This is a genomic window from Pedobacter sp. UYP1 (genome assembly GCF_040547305.1).
Classification (GTDB): Bacteria; Bacteroidota; Bacteroidia; order Sphingobacteriales; family Sphingobacteriaceae; genus Pedobacter.
This window is the reverse complement of sequence record NZ_JBEPPL010000004.1, coordinates 1-26,859: the sequence shown is the minus strand read 5'-3', so window position 1 is coordinate 26,859 and position 26,859 is coordinate 1. Positions and strand designations below refer to the sequence as shown.

The following is a 26,859-nucleotide window of genomic DNA, read 5'->3' as shown; positions in this document are numbered from 1 at the left end:
TTAATTATTAATTGTTTCTTACCAGCGTAATGAAGCCTTTAAATTTGCTTCTGCCGTCACCAAAATCTAATACATAGAAGTAAGTACCTTCACTTAAAGGATTACCACTGATCGTTCCGTCCCAGCTGTTATCATATCCTTGTTTAGTATAAAGCAATCTTCCAGCACGGTCAAATATTTTCACCACATTATCAGGGTACATATCAATATTCCTGATGATGAATTTATCATTGACCCCATCTCCATTAGGTGTTAAAATATTCGTTGCATCAATAGTTCTGTAATCATCCAGCACGGTAATCGTAATCAGCTGTGTGCTGCTGCAACCTGTCGCATTCAACGCTGTAACTGTATAAGAAGCAGTACGTGATGGTCTGATAGTCAGTACCGCCGTGTTTTGTCCGCTGATAATACCCGCAGCGTCAGCCCATACATAGCTGGTACCACCGCTTGCAGTCAAACTGGTTGTTATGCCTTTCGATATTTCCAAACCTGCTGAAGAAACAATACTCAACACAGGCAATGGATTAATAGTCAGTGCAAAAGTCCTGCTGTAAGTATCCACTCCACCATTTGCTGTGCCGCCGTTATCTTTCACGGTCACTGTAATATTTACAGTTCCAGAAACAGTCTGATTAGCTAAACGGTAAGTCAAGGTTCCATTTCCACCATTCCCCAGGCTCACACTCAAGTCACTAAACATAGCCGGTTTATCAGAACGCACAGTAAGGGTGGTGGTTTGATTGGTTTCAGGTCCCGGAGTAATCCCTGTTAAAGCAATAGATTGTCTGCTGGTCGTATTGCACTGCGTTACATCAGCGATAGGATTCAACGTTGGTACTTCATTTACATCAATCAAATTGATAGTAAACTGTTTATCCAGTGTTAAACCATACTGCGTTGTACTTCTCACTAAAATGCTGTAAGCTGGTTTTTGCTGGAAGCTCAGAATCGCATTTGTTTTTACCTGGTCACCAGCGATAGTAAACAAGGCATTATCTGTATCCCCACTACCACTCACCAATGCATAAGTGAAAATTGCATTCGGATCAAGCGATGTACTGCTTAACGTACCGGCTAAAGTTCCTGCAGGTTTGTTTTCATATAATGGCACTGGAGCAAGGGTAATACTTGTAGGTACGCCCGGACTTACAGTCAATATTCCATTTACAAAAGTGATCGCATAATTGGCTGCTGTTGCTCCATTTACAGTAATCGGATAATTACCGGCTACTGAACTGTTGGTTGCCAGCGTACTTAAGCTGGCAGGAGCCGTTAATACACTGCTGTTTTCTCCATTTACAAATCCGCTATAGGTTAATGTTAACACAGGCACAACAGTACCTTGTATCATTTGCTTGTTATCGGCTGTAATCGTTAGCGGCTGTGCAGTAATTACGCCATTTGTACTAGTCAGACTATTTGTAGTCAGTACATAATTACCTGCATCAGTTCCAGTCAGCGTAATTCCATTAACTGTTACCGTTTTACCTGTTGCAACCAATGAGCTGTTATAAGTTCCAGCAACAGGGTTATTCAAAGCTACATTTTCGCCAGTCACCTGACCTGTAAAACTATAGTTAGTACCCGTTAAAGTTGCGGTTGCATTGCCATCATAAACTTTGGTAATTGTACCAGCAAGTACAGGTGTGATTGCTGCAGATGTAATTGTACCCGGAGCAGTCAGATTGATTGTTGAAAGTGTATAGTTCGCAGCATCAGCTCCTGTTAACGTAATTCCATTAACACTTACTGTTCTGTTGCCCGCATCTTTCAGCTCATAACTTCCGGCAGCAGGATTGTTGATCGCTACCTGATCAGCACCAATATTTCCGGTGAAGCTATAGTTAGCACCCGTTAATGCAGCAGTTGTATTGCCATCATAAACTTTGGTGATCGTTCCTGCCAGTACCGGGATAATCGTAGCTGCCGTGATTGTACCAGGAGCAGTTAAACTCGTAGTAGAAAGCGTGTAATTCAAAGCATCAGCACCCGTTAACGTAATTCCGCTAACGCTTACCGTTCTGTTACCTGCTTCTTTCAGGTCATAAGTTCCACCTGCAGGATTATTCAGTGCCACATCGTCTGCACCAATATTCCCGGTGAAGCTATAATTAGAACCAGTCAATGCAGCTGCAGTATTACCATCATAAACCTTGGTAATCGTTCCTGCCAATACTGGAATAATCGTAGCCTGATTGATTGTACCCGGAGCAGTTAAACTTGTAGTAGAAAGCGTATAGTTCGCTGCATCAACACCCGTTAAGGTAATTCCGCTCACACTTACCGTTCTGTTGCCCACTTCTTTTAAATCATAAGTTCCACTTGCAGGATTATTTAAGGTTACATCATCTGCACCAATATTTCCAGTGAAGCTATAGTTTCCAGCAGCTAATACAGCTGCAGTACTACCATCATAAACCTTGGTAATCGTTCCTGCCAGTACAGGAGTAATTGTCGCTGAGGTGATTGTACCCGGAGCAGTTAAACTCGTTGTGGAAATGGTATAGTTAGCAGCATCAGCACCCGTTAAGGTAATTCCGCTTACGCTTACCGTTCTGTTGCCCACCTCTTTCAAATCATAAGTTCCACTTGCAGGATTGGTTATCGCCACATCATCCCCACCGATATTTCCAGTGAAGCTATAGTTTCCAGCAGCTAATACAGCTGCAGTATTCCCATCATAAACCTTCGTAATTGTTCCTGCCAGTACAGGAGTAATTGTCGCTGAGGTGATTGTACCCGGAGCAGTTAAACTCGTTGTGGAAATAGTATAGTTCGCTGCATCAGCACCCGTTAAGGTAATTCCGTTTACGCTTACCGTTCTGTTGCCTACCTCTTTCAAGTCATAAGTTCCACTTGCAGGATTATTCAGTGCCACATCATCTCCACCAATATTTCCACTAAAGCTGTAATTACCAGCAGTCAATACAGCTGCAGTATTGCCGTCATAAACCTTGGTAATCGTACCTGCTAATACAGGCGTAATTGTTGCTGAGGTGATTGTACCCGGAGCCGTTAAACTTGTAGTAGAAAGGGTGTAGTTCGCAGCATCGGCACCAGTAAACGTAATTCCGCTTACGCTTACCGTCCTGTTACCTGCTTCTTTCAGGTCATAAGTTCCACTTGCAGGATTATTCAGTGCCACATCGTCTGCACCAATATTCCCAGTAAAACTGTAATTCCCAGCAACTAATACAGCCGCAGTATTGCCATCATAAACCTTGGTAATCGTTCCTGCCAGTACCGGGATAATCGTGGCTGCCGTGATTGTACCCGGAGCAGTTAAACTTGTAGTAGAAAGCGCATAATTCAAAGCATCAGCACCTGTTAAGGTAATTCCGCTTACGCTTACCGTCCTGTTACCTGCTTCTTTCAAATCATAAGTTCCACCTGCAGGATTATTCAGTGCCACATCGTCTGCACCAATATTTCCAGTAAAGCTATAATTCCCGGCAGCTAAAGCAGCTGCAGTATTACCATCATAAACTTTGGTAATTATACCCGCTAATACAGGAGTAATTGTCGCTACGGTAATCGTACCCGGAGCTGTTAAACTTGTAGTAGAAAGTGTATAGTTCGCTGCGTCAGCACCTGTTAAGGCAATGCCACTAACACTTACCGTTCTGTTACCTGCTTCTTTCAGGTCATAAGTTCCAGCTGCAGGGTTTGTGATCGCCACATCGTCTGCACCGATATTTCCAGTAAAGCTGTAATTGCCGGCAGCTAATGCAGCTGTCGTATTGCCATCATAAACTTTAGTGATCGTTCCTGCCAGTACCGGAATAATTGTAGCTGCAGTGATCGTACCCGGAGCAGTTAAACTTGTAGTAGAAAGTGTGTAGTTCGCAGCATCGGCACCTGTTAAGGTAATTCCATTAACACTTACCGTTCTGTTACCCGCTTCTTTCAGATCATAAGTTCCAGCTGCAGGGTTTGTGATCGCCACATCATCTGCACCAATATTTCCAGTAAAGCTGTAATTCCCGGCAGCTAATACAGCTGCAGTATTACCATCATAAACTTTAGTAATTGTTCCTGCCAGTACTGGTATAATCGTCGCAGCAGTAATGGTTCCAGCAGCCGTTAAACTTGTAGTAGAAAGCGAATAATTCAAAGCATCAGCGCCCGTTAAGGTAATTCCGCTTACACTTACCGTCCTGTTACCCGCTTCTTTCAGGTCATAAGTTCCACTTGCAGGATTATTTAGTGCCACATCGTCTGCACCAATATTTCCAGTAAAACTGTAATTCCCAGCAGCTAATACAGCTACAGTATTACCATCATAAACCTTGGTAATCGTTCCCGCCAATACAGGAGTAATTGTCGCTGAGGTGATTGTACCCGGAGCGGTTAAACTCGTAGTAGAAAGCGTATAATTCAAAGCATCAGCGCCCGTTAACACAAGTCCGCTAACGCTTACCGTTCTGTTACCCGCTTCTTTCAGATCATAAGTTCCAGCTGCAGGATTATTCAGTGCCACATCATCTGCACCAATATTTCCAGTAAAGCTGTAATTCGCAGCTACTAATACAGCTGCAGTATTACCATCATAAACCTTGGTAATCGTACCTGCTAATACAGGATTAATTGTCGCTGAGGTGATTATACCCGGAGCAGTTAAACTCGTTGTGGAAAGCGTATAATTCAAGGCATCCGCTCCCGTTAAGGTAATTCCGCTTACACTTACCGTTCTGCTGCCTGCATCTTTCAGGTCATAAGTTCCAGCTGCAGGATTATTCAGCGCCACATCGTCTGCACCAATATTTCCAGTGAAGCTATAGTTCCCGGCAGCTAACGCAGCTGTAGTATTACCATCATAAACTTTGGTAATCGTACCCGCTAATACAGGAGTAATTGTCGCTGCGGTAATCGTACCCGGAGCAGTTAAACTCGGAGTAGAAAGGGTATAGTTCGCGGCATCAGCACCTGTCAGTGTAATTCCACTAACGCTTACTGTTCTGTTGCCTGCAACTTTCAGATCGTAAGTTCCAGCAGCAGGGTTATTAAGCGCAACATCTTCTATCCCTACCTTTCCGGTGAAGCTATAATTCCCAGCAGCCAACGCTGCAGTTGTATTACCATCATAAACCTTGGTAATTGTCCCTGCCAGTACCGGCACAATAGTCGCCGCAGTAATGGTTCCGGTTGCACTGACATTTGTTGTTGAAAGTATATAGTTACCCGCAGCTGTACCAGTCAGGGTTAAGCCACTAACACTCACTAATTGGTTACCAATATCTTTAAGTGCATAAGTTCCTGTAGCAGGATTGCTTAAAGCAACATCTTCTATCCCTACCTTACCAGTAAAACTATAATTAGCTCCTGTTAAAGCAGCTGTAGTATTTCCATCATATACCTTGGTAATTGGTAAAACCAGCGAAGGGACAATAGTCGCCGCAGTAATGGTACCTGTTGCACTGACATTTGTTGTTGAAAGTATATAGTTACCAGCATCCGTACCAGTCAGGGTTAAACCTGTCACACTTACTAATTGGTTACCAATATCCTTAACGGCGTAAGTTCCGGTAGCAGGATTATTTAAAGCTACGTTCTCTATGCCTACCTTACCTGTAAAAGTATAGTTTGCACCTGTTAGTGCGGCTGTTGTATTTCCATCATAAACCTTCGTAATAGGTAACACTAAGGATGGAACAATAGTAGCCGCAGTGATGGTACCTGTTGCACTTACACTTGTAGTGGAAAGCGTGTAGTTAGCTGCATTTGCTCCGGTGAGTGTTAAACCAGTCACACTAACTAAACTGTTACCAATATTCTTTAACGCGTAAGTTCCGGTAGCCGGATTATTTAAAGCTACATCCTCTGCCCCTACCTTACCTGTAAAACTATAATTAGCTCCTGTTAAAGCAGCTGTAGTATTACCATCATATACCTTGGTAATAGGTAATACCAAAGATGGAACAATAGTAGCAGTTGTAATCGTACCAGTAACTACTACCGGGTTTAACGTATAAGATGCACTGTTAGCGCCCGTTAAAGCCAGACCGGTTAAAGTTACCGGCTTATTAATTCCTACACCCGCAGTATTATAAGCAGCTGAAGTGTAGGTTACACTGACTACATCTGGTGCAACCACTCCGCTTGCCACAGTAAGCGGATCAAAAACTACATTTGCAACTGCATCTCCGTTATAAGCTTTAGTTACCGCAGCGAAAGTTGCAGTTACGGCTTTCGGTGCAATGACCAATGAAAAGACTTGTGAACCTGAACTTACACAAGCGCCGGTCACATTCACAGTAAAATTAAAAGTACCCACTATAGTTGGTGTACCTGAAATAACCCCAGCAGAAGAAAGTGTTAAACCAGTAGGCAAACTCCCCGGAACAGCCAATGTATAAGCGAAAGGCGCCCCCCCTCCCGAAGCAACCGTTACAGGTTGACTATAGGCTGTCTTATAAGTTCCTGAAGCCAGAACCGGCGATAAATTAATCACCTGGCTGGATAAAGTTAAAAGGGCACCAGTCGAACTCACTATGCCTGAAGAACCATTAGCATTCAGCCTATACTTGTTATTATTTAAGCCGTTAACATTTGAAATGGTAAGTGTTGCTGTAGCGGAGCCTGAATAAACACCAGCATCAGTAATATCTGTATAATTTGTTCCCCCATCTGTACTTAGTTGCCATTTTAAACTACAAAAATTGGCAGCAGCAGCCGTAAAAGTTGTGCCGCTACCTGCGCACTGACTTAATCTGTCAGACGGCTGGGTAGTAATAGAAGCACCTGATACGGTAAACGTTTCGCCAGCAAGGAAAGGTGAATAAGAACTACCATCACTTTTTTTCTCCCAATTGACAGGATTATTAAGTTGTGCTAAAATTACAGCAGGTGTACCTGTTAAAGTACCTGCACCACCAGTTTTTTGGAACCGTGCAGTAAATCCCGTATTAAAAGCAGGATCTCCCGGATCATCATGCAAAACGATTGACATATTTTGTGCACCACTTGCCAGTGCCGCAGGTAGCACAGAACGGTCAGCAGCAAAAGTTGCCGGAGTTAAAGCAGCATCCCAGCCACTCACTCCACCTCCATTGTCATGGTTCATGCTAAGCCCCGCAAGTAACGTCGGTGCAGCCACACTACCTGTAAAAGCGAAAATCTGATCACCAGAGAATAAACCCAGGCTCATATATTGGTGATCTCCACCCACAGGATTTGCTCTGGTTGCCACTGATTCAACAATCCCCGTGACTGTTCCTGCCTGGACATTTGTATTGTCAAAAGCCTTTAACTGGTACTTACAAAAGACGTAGATTTCTGTGCCTGCAGGATAACTTTTATCCGAAGTCCATTTGATTACACCATCTGTTGTTGCCTGAGCTTCAGGCTGAAATGCATTGGCGGAAGTCCAGCCAAAATCAGTAAAATAGATGTCTGTTCCCGCCGGTATCTGGCGTAATAATAAGAAAGAGAACCGGTCGTCCTGACCAGCTGGCGTACCTCCGTCCTGAAGATCGTAACCAGTGATGATTACGTCTCCTTTACCGAATGTACACGTCTGTGCAGCAGCATTATAACTAATGCTGGTTAGGATAACAAAGGACAAGAGTATGCCTTTGATTATCCTTTGAATAAAGATTTCCATGGTATGATGGATTAAGAGCGTTAATTATATATTTAGATTGTACTTAGTTATTTAAGAGCACATATAAGTATTAATCCATCCTGACACTAATCCCTGAGGTGGATCATCATATATTTCAGTCCATTCGCGAAGTACCTCAACTAAGGGCACTGTATCTTGTAAGATCAGTTGATTTCCAGCACCCAGTTTTACCTGGTACGCTGGTGAGAACACCTGATGTGTATTGCTATCTATGCAGATCGTCCCTTTAGCACCCTCTACTTTAGCATCCAGCAATTCATTCAACAGCTGTTTTGTATTGAAAAGGGGATTCTCTAAAGAAGCCTCGATATATTTGATTATTAATCTGCCAGTATCCCATCCTAATGCACCAATGGCATCAGGTATACGGCCGGATTTACTTTTAAAAACATTGCAATAATCAATATTTCCACCCGCCGTTAATTGAGCCATCCATGGCAAATAAGAGCTTACAGACATTTCTTTATTGGTTATCCCGTACTCAGGCAGATGCGATTCTTCAAGCATTGCCGGATTAACGAAAATATTTAAAGGAATTGCCGGAAAATCAATCGCAAGCTTTTCATAAAAGACCTGGCTCAAATCGCTATATACAGCCAAAATATGACGGACATCATGATTTGAAGACAGAAAACTGGTCAGCGGTTCCATATCAAATTCTGCGGCATTGAATTTACTGACGAAATTAAAAGCAACCGAACTTCCCTGATCCGCATAGCCTTTACTGATGGCATGGCAAAGACTATAGCCACCATCATAATATGAAGTTGCCACAACAGCTTTACTGCTTACTTTAGCCGCATGTTTACCAATCAGCCTGCAATGCAGCGCATAATTGAGCGTGTGGTAAATTACAAACGGTTGTTTTTTAACTGGGGGATATTTGGCACCACTATTCACCACAATCAGCGGTTTTTTCACCGCATTAATTAAAGGAAATAAGCATTCAACAACCGGATGGTCTGCAAAAACAATTAACAGATCTGCCTGATTATCCAGGAGCATAATTTCTGCTTCCTTCAGCATCAGTGCTCCATCCGTTCCAAAACCAATACTTGCAGTCATCAGCTCAGGTGACAAAGCGGTCGCCAATTCAGCCAGACTTCCCTTTAATCCGGTCATAAAATTATGAGCGATCAGCGGATAAGTAGTAGAATTTGGAAGCAGTATACCTATTTTCATATACTTTAACTTTGTGATGGATAAATACCGAACAATGAAATAATAAAATTGAGCGTTACATAAGGCTGCATATTATTATGAGACAGACCATTACCAGCACTAGACAGTACAATACTAGTCTCCAGTGGCATCATTCCTGATGCTGTTGGTGTACGGCTAAAATAGCGTTTTCCTGCAGCGATAGCGATTCCATTGTTTACAGGAGATGTCTGCGTATCAGGATCATTTGCCCTGACTTTCATATTCAGTTCTCCGGTTACTGTATGGGCATGTGGAGGCAGTTCGTTTGGCGTTAGAGTGACATTTTCTACTCCTGCCATTTGTCCGAGTACATAATTAGTACCCGATTGTGAAGTACCCATGTGAATTGGTACACGTCCTCTTAAATCAGGTAAAGCAAAAGTGTTCTGTCCGTCGCCACCAAAGGTAGTACCGATTAAATTGAATAAGGTATCATTTTCTGCAATGGAGATTAAGCTACCATCACAAAATGCCCACCCCACAGGAGCAAAATTGCCACCAAAAATTGTTATTTCACCTATATAAGGTTGCGCTGCTGACATAATTTTATAATTTAAGATCTTTGAGGAAAAATTCCCTGTAATGCAATAACAAAAACTACAACCAGGTAAGGCTGCATATTATTATGTGGTTGATTACCTCCCAGTATACTCGTTTGGGTATCCAGGTTCACTGCCAGAGGAGCCATATAATCTGTAGGGCTCGGTGACGGCGAATAAAGCAGATCAACAGCCGGAGAAGTTGCAGGCAAACTGGCCACTGCATTTGCAGTGTTAGGTGCCGCACCAGTTTTAAGACCTGCGCCCAATGCGTGCGTATGTGCGGGCATTTCAGTTATCAGTATTGTTTCTGAGGTTGATCCGCTAACCTCTCCTAAACTGCGATAAGTTAGTCCAGGACCCTGACCAACCCCGATCGGAGTTGATCCTTTAAGATTAGGGAGCGCGAAAGTTGACCTTCCATCCCCTCCATAGGTAGTGCCCAATAAAGAGAAGAGAGCAGTATTTTGAGATATCGACATTAATTGTCCATCACAGGTTGTCCAACCTCTGGGTGGAAAACTAAAACAAACTAAACCAATCTCCCCAACGAAGGGTTCTGTGCTAGCAGCCATAATAATTAGATTTAAATTTCTTGTTTAATTTCTTGAAGGAAAAACACCTGCAATACAGATACAGAAATTCAGCACCAAAAATGGCATCCTATTTTCATGTCCCTGCCCCGCACCGATAGTTTGAGTATTGAAAGGTGCATTATTATACATCCCTGTGTCAGTCTGATTACTGAAGCGGCCAGCTAAAGCTGGGTTTGCAGCATAATAATTATTTTCAGGAGTGAGTACGGTAGCATTTCCAAGTCCTGCCTTTGCCCGGACATTTCCAGACCCCAAAGTATGGTTGTGCTGAGGAATTTCGGTCAGGTTAAGTGTATGAACTTCTTCACCTGCTACTTGTCCCTGAACAAAGCCATTACCTAAGTGCATAGGGACTTTTCCTCTAAAATCTGGTAAAGCAAAGTTTTGTACCCCATTTCCTCCATAGGTGGTACCAAGCAAAGAAAATAAAGCCTGGTATTGATTTATAGGCAAGAGCTGCCCATTACATTGTGCAAAGTATTTAGGCGCAAATCCGAAAGGAAATATGCCTATTGAACCGAGATATTCATCCATTTTGAGAGCGGATTAAAGAATAATTGTGAGCGTTTTTTTATGTAAAGTAGCCTGCTTGATTATTAAGTTGCTTAAGTATTATTATTTGTATGATAAAATTAGTTTATTTTTTTACAAATGCAATATTTTTTATTTTTTTTCCGTGACTTGGAAATGACAATATAATTTATCTATGTTTATAGTGCTCTTAAAATTAACGCTATGTCAAACCGAAGGTCGTTTCTCAAAAACACAACCCTTGTAGCAACCGCTACCCTACTCACCAAGCCAATCAGCTCCTTTGCTAATCTCAGTAAGACCGCTGCTACTTTGCATGCTTCTGGTAAAAACGTGATCATTTATTACAGCAGTCAGCTGAATGGTCAGATACGTGAAGATTCAAAAGAATCCGGGGGTATAAATAACTTAAACAAGCTACTTAACAATCAGGACACCGGAGGCCTGATTTTAGATGCAGGAAATTTTTTAGGACCTGACCAGGACCTGAACCATCATTATGCAGTCATTGAAGCCATGAATAAAACTGGCTACCACACCAGCATGCCATCACCACAAGATCTTAGTTATGGCGAAAACTATCTCGCCAAATTATCAGACACCATGAACTTCTGTCTGGTGAACTGCAACTATGTTTTTAACGATCTTAAACTTACTGCCGCAATAAAGCCATGGCAAATTATTAATTTCGGTAAATTCAAAATAGGGATTACCGGAGTAGGTCCTGAAATTAACGGTATCGGTTTTCATGATCCAGTCAAAAAAGCAAATGATACCGCACAGCACCTCAAAAATAAGATGAATTGTGATTTTGTCGTGTGCCTTTCTAGCCTTGACTATCAGAAAAAAGGCAATACAACTGACAATATCACACTAGCAGAACAGTCTGAAGCGATTGATCTTATTATTGGCTCCGGTATTGCGCATAAAAAAAATCAAACAATAGTTCTAAAAAACGCAATTGAACACGACGTCTTTATCGGGCATCCTGTTCCACAAGGTTTAACAATGGGCAAGCTGGTATTCAGATTTAAAGATCAGCAAAAATATTCTGCGGAAAACAGGCATCTCGCTAACATGACCGACAAGACCTGCTAACTAAAAACATCCGGATTTGAAATAAATGAAGAAACCCATTACCTAAATCAGCTGATGGGTTTCTTTAACGGCTGCCATGACGAAAATGCTTTTGGTTTGCCCTATGCCTTTCACTTCTCCTAGTTTATTGACAAAGAAATTATGGTAATCTTCCATACTTTCTGCTACAATTTTGACCATAAAGTCAAAATCTCCCGAAATATTATAACACTCTACAATTTCCTTAAACTCCAGCATTGCCTTAATAAAAATCGCCCCTGATCTTTTATTATGTTCTCTCAAAGTGATCATACAAAGAACAATCATTCCTTTCCCAACCAGTTGCCTGTTCAGGATGGCCGCATACTGCTTAATCACTCCACTCTTTTCCATTCGTTTGATCCGCTCATGAGTAGGCGTTGGACTCAAATGAATAAGCGCAGCTATTTCCCTGACCGTAAGCTTGGCATTCTCTTCCAGTAATCTGAGTATTTCATAGTCCTTCGCATCTAAGGATACGGAAACCTTTTCTGGCTGTTCTGTATTTGTCATAATTCAAGCATCAAATAAGATATTTGTTCTTTTAAATATACAAAAACAATACGTTTGTACTGAATATTTATTATAATTTCTATAATATATTCTATATAAATACCTTTGAAAGAACAATACCAATTTATGATTTCAAAAAAGAACCTTATTCTCACCATTGCTTCGATGGGTATTTTTGTAGAAGCACTCGATATCGCAATTATTAATCTGACTATTCCCTCTATACAAGCGCAGTTCAATATCAGTAACGACCAGGTACAATGGTTGCAAACACTATATGTATTACTTTATGGAGGTTTCCTGATTATCGGAGGAAAATTATCCGATGTAATCGGCAGAAAAAAGATCTTTATGATTGGCGCTACCCTGTTCCTGCTCACCTCATTGGGCGCCGGACTTTCGGGTTCCTTTGCCATACTTGCATTTTACCGTGCTCTGCAAGGTTTAGCCGCAGCATTGATTATGCCTTCAGCACTCTCCATTGTCACCCATACTTTTACAGAAAAAAATGAACGCAGTAAAGCCATAGGGATTTTCAGCTCCTTTGCAGCTATAGGATCAGGAAGCGGCTTATCTATAGGCGGTATCATTAGCACCTACTGGGGCTGGCACTGGGTCTTTTTGATGAATGTCCCTATTCTGGCCCTCGTTATTTTTACCTCCTGGTATTACCTGGACGCAGACATCCCGCGTGACAAAAATAAATCACCAGATCTTATCTCAGGCTTTATATTGGTTGCAGCCTTGTTGATGCTGAGTTACGGCGTACATGAACTCGGTAATTTTCAAAAACACTATTTATTATTGCCTGGTCTGGCCATCGCCATAATCATTTGTATGAAGGTATTATTTACCCGTTTAACCACTTTAAAAGATCCCCTGATTGATTTATCAATTTTCCGCTCTCCAACAGTTGTTACTGCCAACGGAGTCTTCTTTCTGCTAGGTTCTTTTTGGACAGGCTATTTGTTTATCATTTCATTACTGCTTCAAAAAGACATGAACTTCAGTGCAGCCAAGTCTGGCCTGCTACTTGTACCATTCAGTATTCTATCTGCACTAGTGGCTAAATTTGCATTACCTGCAATTATGAAAAGACTGAATATAGCCCGTACAGGCTTCCTTGGAATGACTATGATGCTAATCAGTGCAGTTTTGCTCGCAGCTTCTCTGATGACAGGGCACTCTTTAATCTTAATTTTGCTTTCTGCGGCATTTGCTTCAGGATTGGGAATCACGATCAGTTATACCGGTCTGTCAGTACTTTCTATCCAGGATATCCCAAGCCAGCATTACGGCTTAGCTTCAAGCCTGGCCACCACCTCGTATTTTCTTGGTGCCGGAATAGGACTGTCAATCCTGACCTTGTTTATGACCAGTCAAAACGCGACCGCTTCTGTGACCCCGCTTTCGATTGTAATCCTGGGCATATATGCCTTTATTGGCCTGAGCTGGTTAATTGTTTTCATCAGAAATCAAAGTACCACTACTAAAAGTGCCATACAAGTTTCCAAATAGTGCAACAAAATCAGGAGATAATACACGACCGTCCATAATGCTTCCATGATCTTTGTAGCATTGATTCCAGCTATGGATTACACTCAAAAGCTCATGAAAACACTATCAAAAATGGGAAGAAGTCGCTTATGAGCTGAATTTCCAGGACCGGACTTATTTCAGCAGATTCTTCAAAAAGCAAACAAGTTTAACAGCTGAACAGTTTAGAAATCGTCAGACAAATTAGATTTTTGAAGGTCAAATTTATTAGAAAGATCCTGATCAATAGCCCTGGCGATTTTCAGATCTGATTTACCAGTTGCGAATCGGCTACGATTCTTTTTAGTAATGTAATCGCTTAATTTGACGTCCCTGAATTCACCCTTGGTTGCGGTTTCCATATGGTTAAAACTCAATTCAGAAACAGTAACCCGGTATTTAAAGTCTTTGATACTCACAACCACAGAGGCATCTGCAGGATAACTTAAAATCCCCGCCATCCCGAAAACAGTATAACCATTATATCGCTGTGCATCAAAAGCATACCGAACAAGGCGTCCAATAAGCTGATCACCATCAGGTGAAACACGACGGTCAAACCTGAAGCCTTTGGTTGTAGACAAAAGTGCAAAAAGCTGGTTACCTAATTCATCAGCTGTTAATTTGGAAGTATAAACTTTCTGAAAGATAACCTCGTAGTTTTTTAAAACCACTGAAGTACCCGGGACGCTGTCCAGCACACCATCGGCGAACTTCTTTTGACCATTCTGGGCAAAGCAAAAAAGAGGAAAAAACAGGGCGAATAATACGAGTTTCATAAATTGGTTAATTTCTTAAACAGGACAGATGCTCTTTTACTATCAGAGTCATCTATCCTGGCTAAGTTACGATCTTAAGTTATTTTTTTTCAGTTAATTATTATGGATATAATGCAACAGTTGCTTGTTTATCTTTTGTAGATAATACAGTAGCACCCGAATTACACTGGCCACCATTCATCAATGATGACGCATCTGTTCCGCCAACTCCTGGTACGGCTGTGGCAGAGCCTTCCCCGATAGCAGACCAATTTGTATGTCTCAATGAAATATTGTGACCGAATTCATGTGTAATTGTTCTTTGGCGCTGAGCAAAACTATTTGCAGCAATATAAGCCTTGTTAATTTTAATTAAGTTACCCGCAGCACCGCCAGAAGGAAAAGTTCCCTGACCACAAACACCGTTACCAAGATTTTCATCTTTGATCAGGATATCATAAGTTCCGCTTGTTACTATAGAGAATTTAACGGTAGAACCAGCGATTCCATTCCATTGATTCACAGCAGAAGTTACCTCTGCATTCATGCTGGTCATAGAAGCATCAACTTTTACACGTATATTTCTCTTGTTAGTCGCATTTACCAGGCTACCAGTATAATACTGCTCAGTTTTTGGCTGACCAGCAGGTATAACCATGTTTTTCGGGAAGATAATATCTTCCTCTACCACGTAATGATCTCCATTTTCAACAATAGCTGACGACGGAAATCCAAGACTCTGAATATAGGACAATACCTTTTCAGATTTCTCAGTTTGAGGATCTGGAGCTGCAGGTGTTTCTTTAGTTTTAGAACACGATGCGATCACTATTGCGGCAAGCGCAATGAAAGTGAAGTTTTTCAAATTTTTGTTCATAGGGTTGAGTGTTAGGTAGATCGTAACAATACAATATACAGAACATTCATTTATTTCTGTAACTTTTTTGATATTTATTTTAAACCAGTGTTAAAAATACACTGGTTTAAATGTGCCATATTAAATCAAAAACCCAATTAATATAGCCTGACAAAAAATATTACTTAATAATTTTCCCATTTACTTTTATATTTTTCCAGCCATCATCCAATCCGACACCTTTAAGATAGCTTACCCTGTGCGTACTGCCTTTTAAATTGGGCTGGTTGACCATATCAAACTCAAAAGTTCTTCTGTCAGCGGTTTTTTCCACTAATTTAACCTGGTAGTCATTGGTACTTTTATCATTCAAAGTAAAAAACACGTCATTCACATTGGCATTAAACTTAGCATGTGTGTAAACCATCCCAGGCTGATCGGGATAACCTTCCAGCAACTGGTTCTGCTCATCTACTCTCAAATATTTAACATCTGTAGCATCCCCCCCAACCAAAGAATAGAATTTATAATAGAGTTTTTTGTCAATCCTCACTGTATCCTGGATCTCAGTGTAGGAACTTGCGCCATGAGACCATTTATTCCCGATCTGCATCGGCATAAAAGAATCTGCTGCCGCAACATGCTGTACTGCCGCTTTTTTCATTTTACAAGAAGGTATTGCTAAAATGATTAATAAATACATTAGATAAGAAGTTTTCATAGGGTTATATTTTTTAACTAATTTATGAATTTAATCAGTAAAAACCCTTTTTCTCCGCCGTTATTTATATCACCTATATCCAGAACTTTATACCTCTGATGCTTTACCAGAACACCATCAACAGCATGAAAGCGGAATGACAGCAGGAAGGTCGTTTTATTTTGGCAATTCTTTAAAATAACCCTATGTAGCAATCCTTTAAAATAACTCCAATTTAATCCAGCATCTCCAGACTTCCTATCTTTGAAAGATCCAGCATGAGCTGACCATTGCTATCACGCGAGAAAATAGTTACAAATCTAGCATTGTGAATGATATTTTCATCCTTATAGGAAGTCCGGGTATGTACCGTCTGAGAAAAGGTATCATCAAATGCTTTTAATAAAACAAGGATTTCTACTTCTGCCTCAGCCAGTTCCTCCGCAGTTTTATTGTACAACGGACTATTTTCATCAATCGGGTGAACCACTGTCCAGCTCATCGTTAGCAGGCCTATTTTTGAACGCTCCAGTTCTAAAGGATAAAACCGCCTTTTCTTTTGATCTCCAACCAACTCATTGTAAGAAAGCACTACCTGCACCTCTATTTCTATCAGCTGGTTATTTCTCAAATTGGCCAATCGGAACATCAACCCCTTAATTTCCTTATAAGGCGCTATAACCATGTTCTCGCTGTAAACAACTTTAGCCGTTGGCCTCGAAAACCTACCATATAATAACCCGGTTGCAAGTGCAAAAGCCAGTAGCCCCAGCATAGATTCGAAGGCTGCTAAACAACTCGTTAAAAAACCATCAGGACTGATATGTCCATACCCAACAGTAGAAATAGTCTGTGCTGAAAAGAAAAATGCATCAAAGAAATGGTCCCTCGGAGTAATTCCGCCAGCCCCCTTCAGATTTTCAATCCCAATTAAAACATATAACGAAGCAAAGAGTATATTAACCAGCAGATAAGCGATCAGCAGAATGAACAGAAATTTCTTCCAGCTCATAGAGATCAGCCAATTGTAGGTATCAGATGTTCTGATAAATGGCAAGCCAATGCGCCTTATATTCGAAGACCCATCCGCATTCATCATTCGCTGATCTCCAAGGATGGGTTGTGTACCAAATCCGAGATCATCGTCAATTTGTGATTTACGTTTAAATAGCGCCATAATTTCCACCTAATTTTAATGAAAATTCAGCGTATTCTAAAATACATCGTTTAACAGTTAATTTCAGCCACCAATTAAAACAACCATTGATGCAATGATTACTCCCGCAATAATGATAAAAAGGGCGTTTTTAGTCGATTCTACTATCATGATATAGATTATTTATGTCTTTTATTCCCTTAAGACGCCTATACCAATCAATACCCCTATTGCCGGTAAAAAATAAATTAAAAAAGCCACTGCTTATAATTATAAACAGTGGCTTTGAATCTTATAGTTGTATTTACTTATTGCGCAGTTACCAGATCAATAGTAAAATCTAATATTGAATTTGCAGGAATAGGCCCCTGAGCTTGATTTCCATAACCTAACCAGGAAGGAATCAATAAACGGATACGGCCACCAGGTTGAATGAATGGAACTCCAATCTGCCAACCAGGAATAACTCCACCCAAAGTAAATCCAATCGGTGTCCCTTTACTCTGATCAAAAATACTACCATCCAGGAAACGGCCTGTATAGTTTGCAGTCACATTCGTAGATTTACCGTACTGAACAGTTCCCGATCCAGGGGTTATAATCTGATAAAATACGCCGGTTTTAGGATCTTTAACTGCTGGAATTTTATTAGCAATTATAAAAGCTCTTATTGCGGTAGTATCGGCCCTGAATTGCGGATCAGGGTCATAATCATCATTCTTTTTCGTGCAGGACGTAAACGCAGTTACGGTGCAAACAAGTAATACCAGGAGGTGTTTAATCTTAATCATCGGATGCAAATGTAAATTTATTTTAGTAAATCACTAAAAAGTTTCAGCAAATTCTTAAGAAAAAATACTGTTAAATCACAACTCATTCCCCAAGTTTCCAGGCCACTACGTTCCATAGCTCTTTTTCGTCACTGTAAGTCCCAATAACTTCAAATCCCATTCTTTGATGAACCTTTAAAGAATTGATATTCCTAATGGAAATCTCCGTTACACACAATTGATACAAATTCCCCACTCTGTTTTTAGTTTCCTGATATAAACGGTTCAAAAGTCCCTGCCCCCTGAAATCATGGTGCACACAAACCTGCCCCCCTACCATATAAGTATAACTCCCTAATAACTCTCCCTGATAACGGCAGCGTTCAAACTCATTAAACATGGGTATCAAGCTTTCCAGCTCATTTCTCAAAGAAACATGCATCGCCAGATTATAACCAACTACCTGGCCGTTACAGGTAGCAATAATCTGAGGTAAATGCTCAGCCATCTTTTTTAATAGCGCTAAATTATGTTCAGCAAATACAAACCCCTGTTGCTCTTGCTGGGCCGCACTGATCGAGCTATACAGATTCTCTTTTTGCAAGGCCAGGATCTGATTAAAATGAAGGTCCGTAGTCGCAACCTCCAAAACTACAACATCAGATATAGATTCTTTCTTCATACCAATTCATCTTTTGAACAAATTTCCTAATTTTACAAGGACCAGTACAGATACAGTTTTATCTAATTCAACCATAACAGTTATACCCTATGACCAAATCTGATCCGGTGAACAATAGTTATTTATATGAAAATATTGCAGCTGACATTACCCATCAGATCCACTCAGGTGTACTCATTTCGGGAGATAAACTTCCTTCACTCAGAGCCATACACCAGCACTATAAAGTAAGTATCAGTACCGCATTACAAGCTTATTATCTGCTGGAAAGCAAGAGCCTGATCCGGTCGGTACCCCAATCGGGCTATTATGTAAGTTATCAACCGCAAGCTATCGCTCTCCCCACCCAAAGTACCCCGTCTTTATCCCTTGGTAATGAAAACACCTCCAACATTGTCAGCAAAGTTTACGATAGTATCAGTTCCGACCATATTATGCTTTCCCTTGGCGTTCCATCTGCCGAACTCCTGCCATTGCCTAAATTGAATAAAGCCTTAAGTCATGCCCTGCACACTTTACCAGAACATGGATCAGGTTACGAACACGTTTTAGGAAATTCTAAACTCCGGCGTCAAATTGCACGTTTATCAGTAACCTGGGGAGGAAAACTTACAGAAAATGAGATTATGACAACCGCAGGCTGTACTGGCGCGATGTTTCAGGCGATGATCGCCTTGACCCAGAAAGGTGATACTATCGCAGTAGAAAGTCCCGTCTATTTTGGAATTCTGCAGTTAGCATTGAGTTTGGGACTAAAAGTTCTGGAACTTCCTACCCATCCTGAAACAGGAATTGAACTGGAAGCTCTAAAAACAGCTCTGCAAAAGAACAAGATCAAACTCTGCCTGTTCATCAGTAATTTCAGTAATCCGATGGGAGGTACTATGCCAGCGGAACATAAAAAAGAAACAGTCAGACTCCTGGCCCATCATCAGGTGCCCTTGATAGAAAATGACCTCTATGGAGATCTCTATTTTGGCGCAGAAAGACCAGTAAACTGTAAAACATACGATGAAAGCGGCCTGGTACTCTTATGCAGTTCAGTTTCCAAAACATTAGCCCCCGGGTACCGTGTCGGCTGGCTTACACCGGGTAAATTTACCGAACAAATCAGGCGCGTGAAATTTGCGACAGCTATTTCATCCACAACACTTACACAAGAAGCAGTAGCCGATTTTTTAGAAAAAGGACGCTATGAAAGCCACCTGAAAAAACTAAGAAATACCTTAAACAGTAATAGTTTGCACTACAGAGAGGCCATCCGGAAATACTTCCCAGAAGGAACAAAAATCAGCAGGCCAAAAGGCGGTTTTATGTTATGGGTAGAACTGGATCCTAAAATCAATACTGCTGATCTATATGACCAGACCATTAAAAGGAAGATCAGTTTTGCTCCGGGGAGGATGTTTACCCTGCAAAACCAATACAACAACTGTCTGCGGCTCAGCTATGGACTACCCTGGACGCCTCAAATCAACAATGCTATAAAAACCATTGGAAACTTAATTCATTAAAGTTTTTCATCCTATTTAAAGATAAGACTCTATATCCGTATTTCTGATTTTCACAGTTGCCCCGATCACCACGCCGCCAGAAAGCAGCACAATATTTTTAATAATGTATTGTCCTAATAAAGTGGGAACAAACAGGCTATGTGCAAAAGTTTCATCCGGAAAGAACACAAGTGGCAAGAAAGTACCAATCATCTGGAAGTAAAGCAATAATAAAGTCAGCCCAAGCCATTTTTTAGAGATTAAGCCCAAACCTATTACACATTCCCACACCGCAAGAACAGGTAATGAAACCGGAGGAAGAATAAGGCCAAAAGTTAACTTTTCTATCGTTCGCCCAGCTATAACCTCTGCTGCACTTACACCAGGAAAAAACTTGAGTACACCAAACCATATAAAAATAAGCCCTAATGAGACACGCAAGATATTTAAACCATGTCTTGCTTTCCACTCTATTGCCTTATTTTCTGTTTTGATCATTGCCGATATCATTTCACGTGCTTTCATAGGTTTTGGTTATAGGTTCCAAACATTTACGTGAAATGACATTTAGCAGATGTAAATGACCGGCCAGTAAAGCAACCCCAAAAGGAGTAGAATTTCAGAACCCCACCAAAGTTTTATAAATTGTCCGTAGACTGGAAATAATAACCAATATTCCAACTGCAATCAGGATCGTTTTTGTATTTAATTTACCTGCAAACCTTGCTGCAATCGGCGCTGCGATCAACCCTCCGATAATTAAACCAGCGATAGTCTGAATATGGCTGGTACCTAAAATAATGAAGAAAGTCAACGCGCTGGCCAGCGTGACAAAAAACTCAGTTAAACTGACCGTACCGATGATATAACGTGGAGTTTTACCCTTTGCAATTAATGTACTGGTCACCAAAGGCCCCCATCCACCACCACCAAAGGAATCCAGGAAACCACCAGCTCCCGCCAACCAGCCAGCATGTTTCACCTTTCTGGATTCATTCTTTTTCCTGAAAGCATTTAACAATATCCTTAACCCAAGAAACAAAGTATAAACAGATAATGCCGGCCTGAGCCAGTTTCCATAAGATTCACCCAGAAAAGAAAGTAAACCCGCTCCGATAATTGCCCCTAAAACTCCTGGTAATAACAAAGTCTTAAAAAGCTTCTTATTGATATTTCCAAACTTGTAATGACTGAAACCAGAAGCACCGCTGGAAAACATTTCCGCCGTATGGATACTACCACTGATTGCTGCCGGATTAAGCCCTGTTGACAATAAAACCGTAGTAGAAATCACTCCATATCCCATGCCTAAAGCTCCATCCACCATTTGCGCTACAAACCCTGCCAGCAACATCCATCCAAATGCAGCATCCAGATCCAGCGTTTTACTAAAAGCCTTGAAAGCCTCTATAAGATTGATCAAAGGATAAAATGAAGCGATCAGATGCCCGATGATCATGAACCCTAACGCAAACAAACACCGGCCAGCAATTTTCTTCCAATACCTGCCATCACGGACAGTAAGCGCAGCAGAAGATAGGGTTGAACTTTCTTTAACGAAGGAAACTCCTTCTTTTTGTGTGATTTGATTTTCTGAAGAGGATGAAGACATATTGATATACTGACGATTAGGTTTGCCAATATACAATAAAGTATACTAATTTAATAGACTAAGAATAATTACTGAATTTACCTATCCATATCAAATAATAGTTATTAATATGCCTGAATGAGGACTTCAGCAGGAATATGCAGTATGTCAATCAATTTACGAATCATAGCTAAACTTAATTTTCGTTTTCCTGATAAAATCTCAGACTTTCTTGAACGGGTTCCCAATAAAGCACTTAATTCATTTTCAGATAAATTCATTTGTTCCATACGAAATTTTATCGCTTCTATTGGATTTGGATAAGCAACAGGATAATGAACTGATTCGTAATCTTTAACCAATAAACTCATGATTTCCAACTCATCAGAAACAGCTGACCCCTCTATAATATCTGTTTGCATCAACTCATAAATATGAGCTAAAGCGTTATCGTATTCTTCCTCAGTTCTAATTGGTTTTAACATAACTTTTGTTTTAGCATTTATTTTATCATATTGTTTATGCAAGCCAAACCAAACAACAAACACAATTTTTAAACGGTATTCTATATCAACAATCAAGCGACAGGTATTACCGTGAATATTAAATACAACCCTCTTTTCATTTAGTATAGAGGCACTTTTGTATTGAGCCTTTAGTTCATTTGGATTATTCCATGAAGCTAGTGCTGCTTCTTCATGCCAACTTAATAAAGCTTGCTCTGCTTGATGAAACCCGGCAATGTAATCTTTCAGTGTTTTTATTGCTATAACCCGCATACTTAGCAAATAACTGTATTTTGTTCCCAATTTGGGAACAAAATACAGTTATTTATTCCTCCTTACCCCTTGCCACTTTTAAAGTAATTCCTATCTTTGCGCCCGCCAATTCTTATTTAGACCAACACTAAACAAGTAGTCTAAATCAAACATTATCAGCTAATTACAAATTAGCACAAACCCTATTAAACGCACCATATGATTAAAATTTTTACCAGTTTAGGAACAGCTATGCTCCTCTGTTGCACAATTCAGGCACAGGTCATCAAAGGTACAGTACATGATAAAAACACCCGGGAGACCGTTATAGGAGCCAGCATTTCCGTAAAAGAGCACCCCGGAAAAGGTGTAATGGCAGATGCACAAGGCAAATTCACTTTACAACTGCAATCAGGCGAAACCCTGATCGTGAAAATGATTGGATATAAAGATTTCCAAAAGCAATACCCGGTCATTAAAGACGGACAGCAAATCAATATCTCCCTGGAACCAGGCGTTGAACTGCAAGAAGTTATGGTTACTGCCAGTTTAGCCAATTCAAGGAGTAAAAAAGCAATTGGAACCAACATCGACCACATTAATGCAGCTGGAATAGTTGCCACCAGCAACCCTTCTTCACTCGCAGACATTGTAAACGGAAGGATCAGCGGTGCCCAGGTCTATAACACCAATGGTAAAGTAGGTATGCCGATCCGCTTCGATATCCGTTCTTCTGCTACTTTCAGTATGGATCGTGATCCCCTGATTTTTATAGATGGTGTACGCTATGGCAGCAGCAATACCTCAGACATTAACTCTTCGCAGGAAGCCATGAGCGCATTAAACGACTTACCTTTAAATGATATAGAATCTATTGATGTTATTAAAGGCCCGGCAGCGGCAGCATCTTATGGTGCTGAAGCCGCAAACGGTGTTGTTGTCATTCAAACTAAACGTGGTTTAAACGGCAAAAAAGGAATAGCTATTAACGTAAAATACACTGCAGGGTTCAGCGAACTGGCCAGAAAATATGACCAATTTGTCAACAATGACCCTTTAAATGATTTCTTCAGAAAAGGGACAGAACAACAACTATATGCCAATGTTACCTCTCAAATCGATGAGAACAATAGTATTTTCCTCTCTGCGAATGCCAATAAAAATGCCGGTATCGTTCCTGGAAATCAAGATAACAGACAAACGGTACGTACCGGATACGATTTTACAAAAGACCGTTTTAAACTATCATTTACCGCAGGCTATGTTAAAGGGAAATTAAGCATCCCTCAATCTGCCTCAGGACGTGATGATGCGATCTGGAACCTGATGCGTGACCGTACCCCATGGCCATTTATTGCTGAAGAAAGCTGGCGTGCGATTCAGAAAGAATATGAAAATGATCGCTTTACAGGAAGCCTGAAACTCGCTTACACCTTTCCTTTTGAAATCAAAGCAGAAACTCTGGTCGGCTTAGACCTGAACCGCATCGACGGCTTAAACTATCTTCCTTACGGCTACTTACAAGGCACAAACAATACCGGAAGCAAGCAAATCAGTAACCGCCGGAACCAGAATATGAACTGGGACTTTAAACTGTCCCGCAACTTTGTATTCAACCCGAAATGGCAGTTAAACCTGTCCTTCCTTTCTCAAACTACCCAGGCATCAGAAAAAGTTACCGGAATCAGTGTCCGTAATTTCGCTGTTCCCGGAATCAGCAACATCGCTTCTGCAGCAGAAATTTTAGGTACTACAGACAATACCTTCGAAAAACGTACCCACGGCTTATATGGAGAAGCCTTTTTAAGCTTTGACAACAAATTATTTATCAATGCCGGACTCAGACGTGATGTCTCCAATATGATTGGAAGAAACGTAGCCAGCATTTGGTACCCAACAGTAAGTGTGGCCTACAATGTAGCTGGCATGGACTTTTTGAAAGGCAAAGTAGAAGAATGGAAATTCAGAGCCGCCTATGGAGAATCAGGTCGTTTACCTTATCCGGGCGATGCACAAACCGCTTACCTGGTAGAGAATTCTTCTTTTGGAACGATAGTAAAACCTTTAAGGAAAGGAAATCCGGATATCAAACCAGAACGTACAGGTGAATTTGAAATCGGAACTGACGTCAAAATATTTAACCAGAAATTAAGCTTTACCTATTACAGGCAGTATACCCGTGATGCGATCGTTTATACCACTCTATTACCTTCATTAGGTTTTCCATCCAGCTTAAGCGGTGACTACCCTGAAAACATTGGTAAAATACAAGGTCAGGGACTGGAGATTTCTTACAACAGCAGAGTCTTTACCAGTTCAAATAAAAAACACAGTCTGGACATTTATGCCATCTTCAACCAGCAATCAAATAAAGTAATCAATTCTGGCGATAAAGATATCCTGAGTTCAGTAAACCTGATCCGCGCCGGATTACCAGCATTTGCTTTTTATTCCAACCTTTCACAAGGCCCGGTTTTTGATGCCAAAGGCGTCTATACAGGTGCAAAAGAAGGCCCTTTACAAGAACTGGGTAAACCTTTCCCAACTTATAATGGATCATTAGGATTTGGGCTGCAACTGTTTAACAACCTGCGCATACAATCCCTTTTCACTTACTCAAAAGGCGCTAAAGTTTATAATATTTCAGCAAGAAACGTAGCCTCACAAGGAAATAACTACGAAGCCAAAGAAACTTTAAAAGCACAACTGGCAACCCTTAGCCCAGGCACAGCCGATTATATCTCCACCGCTACTGCCCTATCCAAAGTTGAAGGCGTCAGAGGTGATTTTATTCAAAAAGCAGATTTCATCAGGTTAAGCAATTTAACGTTTTCTTATGATTTAGGCGACTGGGCAAAACGCTATACAAAAGGCGTATTGAAACGTTGCGTAGTCTCAGTAACAGGAAATAACCTGTGGCTAACCACTAACTATGGCGGTGCAGAACCTCAGATTGATTCTCAGGGTGGTAGCAAAAGAACTAAAGGCATCAGCTATCTGTCATCAGACTGGACTGCTGTTCCAGCTCCCCGCACTTATGCATTTAGTTTAAATATTGGATTTTAATCAGCATTGTTTATCAAAAGATTATGTTAAAGAACACAAAATATATTATTAGAATTGGAGCAGTACTTTGCATCGCATTAACCTTTTCGGCCTGCAATAAATGGGTAAATGACCCTAAATCACCAGACAGTACAGTAGATGAATCACAATTGAGCAGCCTGGAAATGTTAGGCCGTATCGATAAAGGATTTTACATCAATGGGCCAGTTATTGCCGGTGTATGGCGTGCAGGTGCTACAGCATCTTCAGACTTGCTCGTAGCATCAGGTGCAATTGCAGATGAAATCACTTCTACTGCAGTACCCAATTCACCTTTTTACAAAGAGCTGGATGAAGATAAACTAAGCCCGGATAACCCTTCTCTTTTTAGCACCTGGTCAAACGTTCAAAACTACAGAGCACGTGCAGAAGATGCTATTAAACTGGCAACACAGCAAAATCCTTCAGAAGAAGATAAGCTGAAAATCAAACAAGGTGCATTAATCAATGCCCGTTTACACGCAGGATATGCCTGGATGTTGCTGGCTGATTATTTTACAGTGAGTGAAGCAAATCGTGCAGTTTATGCAGATCATATGCTGGTTACCCATGAACAAGCTTATGCTAAAGCACAGCGGTATTGGGAAGAAGCTTTGCCAATAGCCAGCGAACAGGAAAAAAGACTGTTACATGCTTTACTGACGAAACTAGGTATACACACTCAAAATTATGCTTTAGCTGTAGCGCATATCAATCAATCTTTTTCAGCAACCGAAAACTTTGCTTTCTTAAATACAGTAGGTACAGTAAGCAATGCCTTCTTTTCTGCTTTAAGTATTAATGTAAGAGACGCAGCAGTTGACCCAACGCTGGTTGCTGTATTAAAAACTACAGCAGATAAAGCACGTAATCCGGTAGTAAAAGCACCTAAAGGACACTGGTCATTAACTTATTTTAAAGAAAGAGACCCACTATTGGTTACCGATTTTGACGAGATGCAGCTCATCAGAGCAGAACTGGTTGTCCGTGGATTATTAACTGGAAACGCTGTTGACGCGGTAAACACAGTAATTATGAAATACGATCCGACAGGAAAATCTAACTTTCCGGCGCAAAACCTGACCCTGACCGATATCATAGCAATCCGCAGGATCTTTTTATCGTGGAGAGGAACTCGTTTAATTGATCTGAGAAGGTTCAATATCGACGGAGATTTGATCCCAGGCTTTACTAAAAGGAACTGGCACTGGATTGGTGTCCCTGAAATTGAGACCAGGTAATCACTAGTTGTTATTGTCACTTCCTAAAAAAGCTATACACTAAAAACAGTGTATGGAGAATAAAAAAGGTGGAGGATTAGCTCTTCCAAGAAATGGAAAACGTTATGAC

At 40.8% G+C, this 26,859-nt stretch carries 21 protein-coding genes; 6 read left to right on the top strand and 15 right to left on the bottom strand.

The features are described 5' to 3' along the window. Positions 1-7: 7 nt before the first annotated feature. Genes ABIB30_RS10230 through ABIB30_RS10210 form a run of 5 tightly spaced genes read right to left on the bottom strand, consistent with a single transcriptional unit; the run spans position 8 to position 10,499 of the window. A complete protein-coding gene (locus ABIB30_RS10230; RefSeq protein ID WP_354301670.1) occupies positions 8-7,606 on the bottom strand; it encodes a YDG domain-containing protein in 7,599 nt (2,532 codons plus the stop codon). Between the two features lie 51 nt (positions 7,607-7,657). After that, the gene (locus tag ABIB30_RS10225) at positions 7,658-8,809 is read right to left on the bottom strand and encodes an ABC transporter substrate-binding protein (protein ID WP_354301668.1); all 1,152 of its coding nucleotides are present in this window, start codon (positions 8,807-8,809) and stop codon (positions 7,658-7,660) included. A 5-nt stretch (positions 8,810-8,814) separates the two neighbouring features. Continuing rightward, entirely contained in the window at positions 8,815-9,372 is a 558-nt protein-coding gene (locus tag ABIB30_RS10220) for a phage tail protein (RefSeq protein ID WP_354301666.1), read from the bottom strand. An 11-nt stretch (positions 9,373-9,383) separates the two neighbouring features. After that, a complete protein-coding gene (locus ABIB30_RS10215) occupies positions 9,384-9,944 on the bottom strand; it encodes a phage tail protein (RefSeq protein ID WP_354301665.1) in 561 nt (186 codons plus the stop codon). Positions 9,945-9,968: 24 nt separating this feature from the next. After that, positions 9,969-10,499: a phage tail protein gene (locus tag ABIB30_RS10210; protein WP_354301663.1), complete on the bottom strand. Its 531-nt coding sequence runs from the start codon at positions 10,497-10,499 to the stop codon at positions 9,969-9,971. A 201-nt stretch (positions 10,500-10,700) separates the two neighbouring features. Between ABIB30_RS10210 and ABIB30_RS10205 the strand changes: the two genes are divergently transcribed. Then, positions 10,701-11,594 carry a bifunctional UDP-sugar hydrolase/5'-nucleotidase gene (locus ABIB30_RS10205; RefSeq protein ID WP_354301661.1) on the top strand — a complete coding sequence of 298 codons (894 nt, stop codon included), beginning with the start codon at positions 10,701-10,703 and terminating at the stop codon, positions 11,592-11,594. 42 nt (positions 11,595-11,636) lie between these two features. Here ABIB30_RS10205 and ABIB30_RS10200 read toward each other — a convergent pair whose 3' ends face one another. Next, on the bottom strand, positions 11,637-12,125 hold the full coding sequence (locus ABIB30_RS10200; RefSeq protein ID WP_354301659.1) for an Lrp/AsnC family transcriptional regulator: 489 nt from the start codon (positions 12,123-12,125) through the stop codon (positions 11,637-11,639). Between the two features lie 105 nt (positions 12,126-12,230). On the opposite strand from ABIB30_RS10200, the gene ABIB30_RS10195 reads away from it, so the two are divergent. After that, the gene (locus ABIB30_RS10195) at positions 12,231-13,643 is read left to right on the top strand and encodes an MFS transporter (protein WP_354301657.1); all 1,413 of its coding nucleotides are present in this window, start codon (positions 12,231-12,233) and stop codon (positions 13,641-13,643) included. Positions 13,644-13,776: 133 nt separating this feature from the next. Then, the gene (locus ABIB30_RS10190; RefSeq protein WP_354302339.1) at positions 13,777-13,869 is read left to right on the top strand and encodes a hypothetical protein; all 93 of its coding nucleotides are present in this window, start codon (positions 13,777-13,779) and stop codon (positions 13,867-13,869) included. Here ABIB30_RS10190 and ABIB30_RS10185 read toward each other — a convergent pair. The 6 genes from ABIB30_RS10185 to ABIB30_RS10160 all read right to left on the bottom strand — a co-directional run bounded on the left by ABIB30_RS10185 (position 13,847) and on the right by ABIB30_RS10160 (position 18,583). Continuing rightward, complete coding sequence (locus ABIB30_RS10185; RefSeq protein ID WP_354301655.1) at positions 13,847-14,440, bottom strand: hypothetical protein; 594 nt, start codon at positions 14,438-14,440, stop codon at positions 13,847-13,849. The genes ABIB30_RS10190 and ABIB30_RS10185 overlap by 23 nt on opposite strands. Before the next feature lie 100 nt (positions 14,441-14,540). Then, positions 14,541-15,296 carry a M57 family metalloprotease gene (locus ABIB30_RS10180; RefSeq protein ID WP_354301653.1) on the bottom strand — a complete coding sequence of 252 codons (756 nt, stop codon included), beginning with the start codon at positions 15,294-15,296 and terminating at the stop codon, positions 14,541-14,543. Between the two features lie 160 nt (positions 15,297-15,456). Beyond that, positions 15,457-15,996, bottom strand: a complete 540-nt coding sequence (locus ABIB30_RS10175) for a hypothetical protein (RefSeq protein WP_354301652.1) — start codon at positions 15,994-15,996, stop codon at positions 15,457-15,459. A 214-nt stretch (positions 15,997-16,210) separates the two neighbouring features. Further along, a complete protein-coding gene (locus ABIB30_RS10170; protein ID WP_354301650.1) occupies positions 16,211-17,152 on the bottom strand; it encodes an ion channel in 942 nt (313 codons plus the stop codon). A 287-nt stretch (positions 17,153-17,439) separates the two neighbouring features. After that, a complete protein-coding gene (locus ABIB30_RS10165) occupies positions 17,440-17,922 on the bottom strand; it encodes an FKBP-type peptidyl-prolyl cis-trans isomerase (protein ID WP_354301648.1) in 483 nt (160 codons plus the stop codon). 82 nt (positions 17,923-18,004) lie between these two features. After that, positions 18,005-18,583 (bottom strand): GNAT family N-acetyltransferase, encoded by a 579-nt coding sequence (locus ABIB30_RS10160; protein WP_354301646.1) that lies wholly within the window; start codon positions 18,581-18,583, stop codon positions 18,005-18,007. 89 nt (positions 18,584-18,672) lie between these two features. On the opposite strand from ABIB30_RS10160, the gene ABIB30_RS10155 reads away from it, so the two are divergent. Next, complete coding sequence (locus ABIB30_RS10155; RefSeq protein ID WP_354301645.1) at positions 18,673-20,097, top strand: aminotransferase-like domain-containing protein; 1,425 nt, start codon at positions 18,673-18,675, stop codon at positions 20,095-20,097. A 15-nt stretch (positions 20,098-20,112) separates the two neighbouring features. Here ABIB30_RS10155 and ABIB30_RS10150 read toward each other — a convergent pair whose 3' ends face one another. From ABIB30_RS10150 to ABIB30_RS10140, 3 genes are all read right to left on the bottom strand, one after another. Further along, entirely contained in the window at positions 20,113-20,601 is a 489-nt protein-coding gene (locus tag ABIB30_RS10150; protein WP_354301643.1) for a hypothetical protein, read from the bottom strand. Positions 20,602-20,695: 94 nt separating this feature from the next. Beyond that, positions 20,696-21,688 carry a sulfite exporter TauE/SafE family protein gene (locus tag ABIB30_RS10145; protein WP_354301641.1) on the bottom strand — a complete coding sequence of 331 codons (993 nt, stop codon included), beginning with the start codon at positions 21,686-21,688 and terminating at the stop codon, positions 20,696-20,698. Positions 21,689-21,792: 104 nt separating this feature from the next. After that, the gene (locus ABIB30_RS10140) at positions 21,793-22,446 is read right to left on the bottom strand and encodes a type II toxin-antitoxin system HigB family toxin (protein WP_354301639.1); all 654 of its coding nucleotides are present in this window, start codon (positions 22,444-22,446) and stop codon (positions 21,793-21,795) included. Between the two features lie 198 nt (positions 22,447-22,644). On the opposite strand from ABIB30_RS10140, the gene ABIB30_RS10135 reads away from it, so the two are divergent. Both ABIB30_RS10135 and ABIB30_RS10130 read left to right on the top strand, forming a co-directional pair. Further along, positions 22,645-25,491 (top strand): TonB-dependent receptor domain-containing protein, encoded by a 2,847-nt coding sequence (locus tag ABIB30_RS10135; RefSeq protein WP_354301637.1) that lies wholly within the window; start codon positions 22,645-22,647, stop codon positions 25,489-25,491. 23 nt (positions 25,492-25,514) lie between these two features. Beyond that, the gene (locus ABIB30_RS10130; RefSeq protein WP_354301635.1) at positions 25,515-26,750 is read left to right on the top strand and encodes a RagB/SusD family nutrient uptake outer membrane protein; all 1,236 of its coding nucleotides are present in this window, start codon (positions 25,515-25,517) and stop codon (positions 26,748-26,750) included. Positions 26,751-26,859 lie beyond the last annotated feature (109 nt).

Bases quoted from the DNA above. Each gene is read 5' to 3' on its own strand.
- ABIB30_RS10230 (WP_354301670.1), bottom strand. From the start codon at position 7,606: ATGGAAATCTTTATTCAAAGGATAATCAAAGGCATACTCTTGTCCTTT.
- ABIB30_RS10170 (WP_354301650.1), bottom strand. From the start codon at position 17,152: ATGGCGCTATTTAAACGTAAATCACAAATTGACGATGATCTCGGATTT.
- ABIB30_RS10165 (WP_354301648.1), bottom strand. From the start codon at position 17,922: ATGATTAAGATTAAACACCTCCTGGTATTACTTGTTTGCACCGTAACT.
- ABIB30_RS10130 (WP_354301635.1), top strand. From the start codon at position 25,515: ATGTTAAAGAACACAAAATATATTATTAGAATTGGAGCAGTACTTTGC.
- ABIB30_RS10200 (WP_354301659.1), bottom strand. From the start codon at position 12,125: ATGACAAATACAGAACAGCCAGAAAAGGTTTCCGTATCCTTAGATGCG.
- ABIB30_RS10140 (WP_354301639.1), bottom strand. From the start codon at position 22,446: ATGCGGGTTATAGCAATAAAAACACTGAAAGATTACATTGCCGGGTTT.
- ABIB30_RS10215 (WP_354301665.1), bottom strand. From the start codon at position 9,944: ATGGCTGCTAGCACAGAACCCTTCGTTGGGGAGATTGGTTTAGTTTGT.
- ABIB30_RS10160 (WP_354301646.1), bottom strand. From the start codon at position 18,583: ATGAAGAAAGAATCTATATCTGATGTTGTAGTTTTGGAGGTTGCGACT.
- ABIB30_RS10145 (WP_354301641.1), bottom strand. From the start codon at position 21,688: ATGTCTTCATCCTCTTCAGAAAATCAAATCACACAAAAAGAAGGAGTT.
- ABIB30_RS10135 (WP_354301637.1), top strand. From the start codon at position 22,645: ATGATTAAAATTTTTACCAGTTTAGGAACAGCTATGCTCCTCTGTTGC.
- ABIB30_RS10185 (WP_354301655.1), bottom strand. From the start codon at position 14,440: ATGAAACTCGTATTATTCGCCCTGTTTTTTCCTCTTTTTTGCTTTGCC.
- ABIB30_RS10220 (WP_354301666.1), bottom strand. From the start codon at position 9,372: ATGTCAGCAGCGCAACCTTATATAGGTGAAATAACAATTTTTGGTGGC.
- ABIB30_RS10205 (WP_354301661.1), top strand. From the start codon at position 10,701: ATGTCAAACCGAAGGTCGTTTCTCAAAAACACAACCCTTGTAGCAACC.
- ABIB30_RS10210 (WP_354301663.1), bottom strand. From the start codon at position 10,499: ATGGATGAATATCTCGGTTCAATAGGCATATTTCCTTTCGGATTTGCG.
- ABIB30_RS10225 (WP_354301668.1), bottom strand. From the start codon at position 8,809: ATGAAAATAGGTATACTGCTTCCAAATTCTACTACTTATCCGCTGATC.
- ABIB30_RS10180 (WP_354301653.1), bottom strand. From the start codon at position 15,296: ATGAACAAAAATTTGAAAAACTTCACTTTCATTGCGCTTGCCGCAATA.
- ABIB30_RS10175 (WP_354301652.1), bottom strand. From the start codon at position 15,996: ATGAAAACTTCTTATCTAATGTATTTATTAATCATTTTAGCAATACCT.
- ABIB30_RS10155 (WP_354301645.1), top strand. From the start codon at position 18,673: ATGACCAAATCTGATCCGGTGAACAATAGTTATTTATATGAAAATATT.
- ABIB30_RS10150 (WP_354301643.1), bottom strand. From the start codon at position 20,601: ATGAAAGCACGTGAAATGATATCGGCAATGATCAAAACAGAAAATAAG.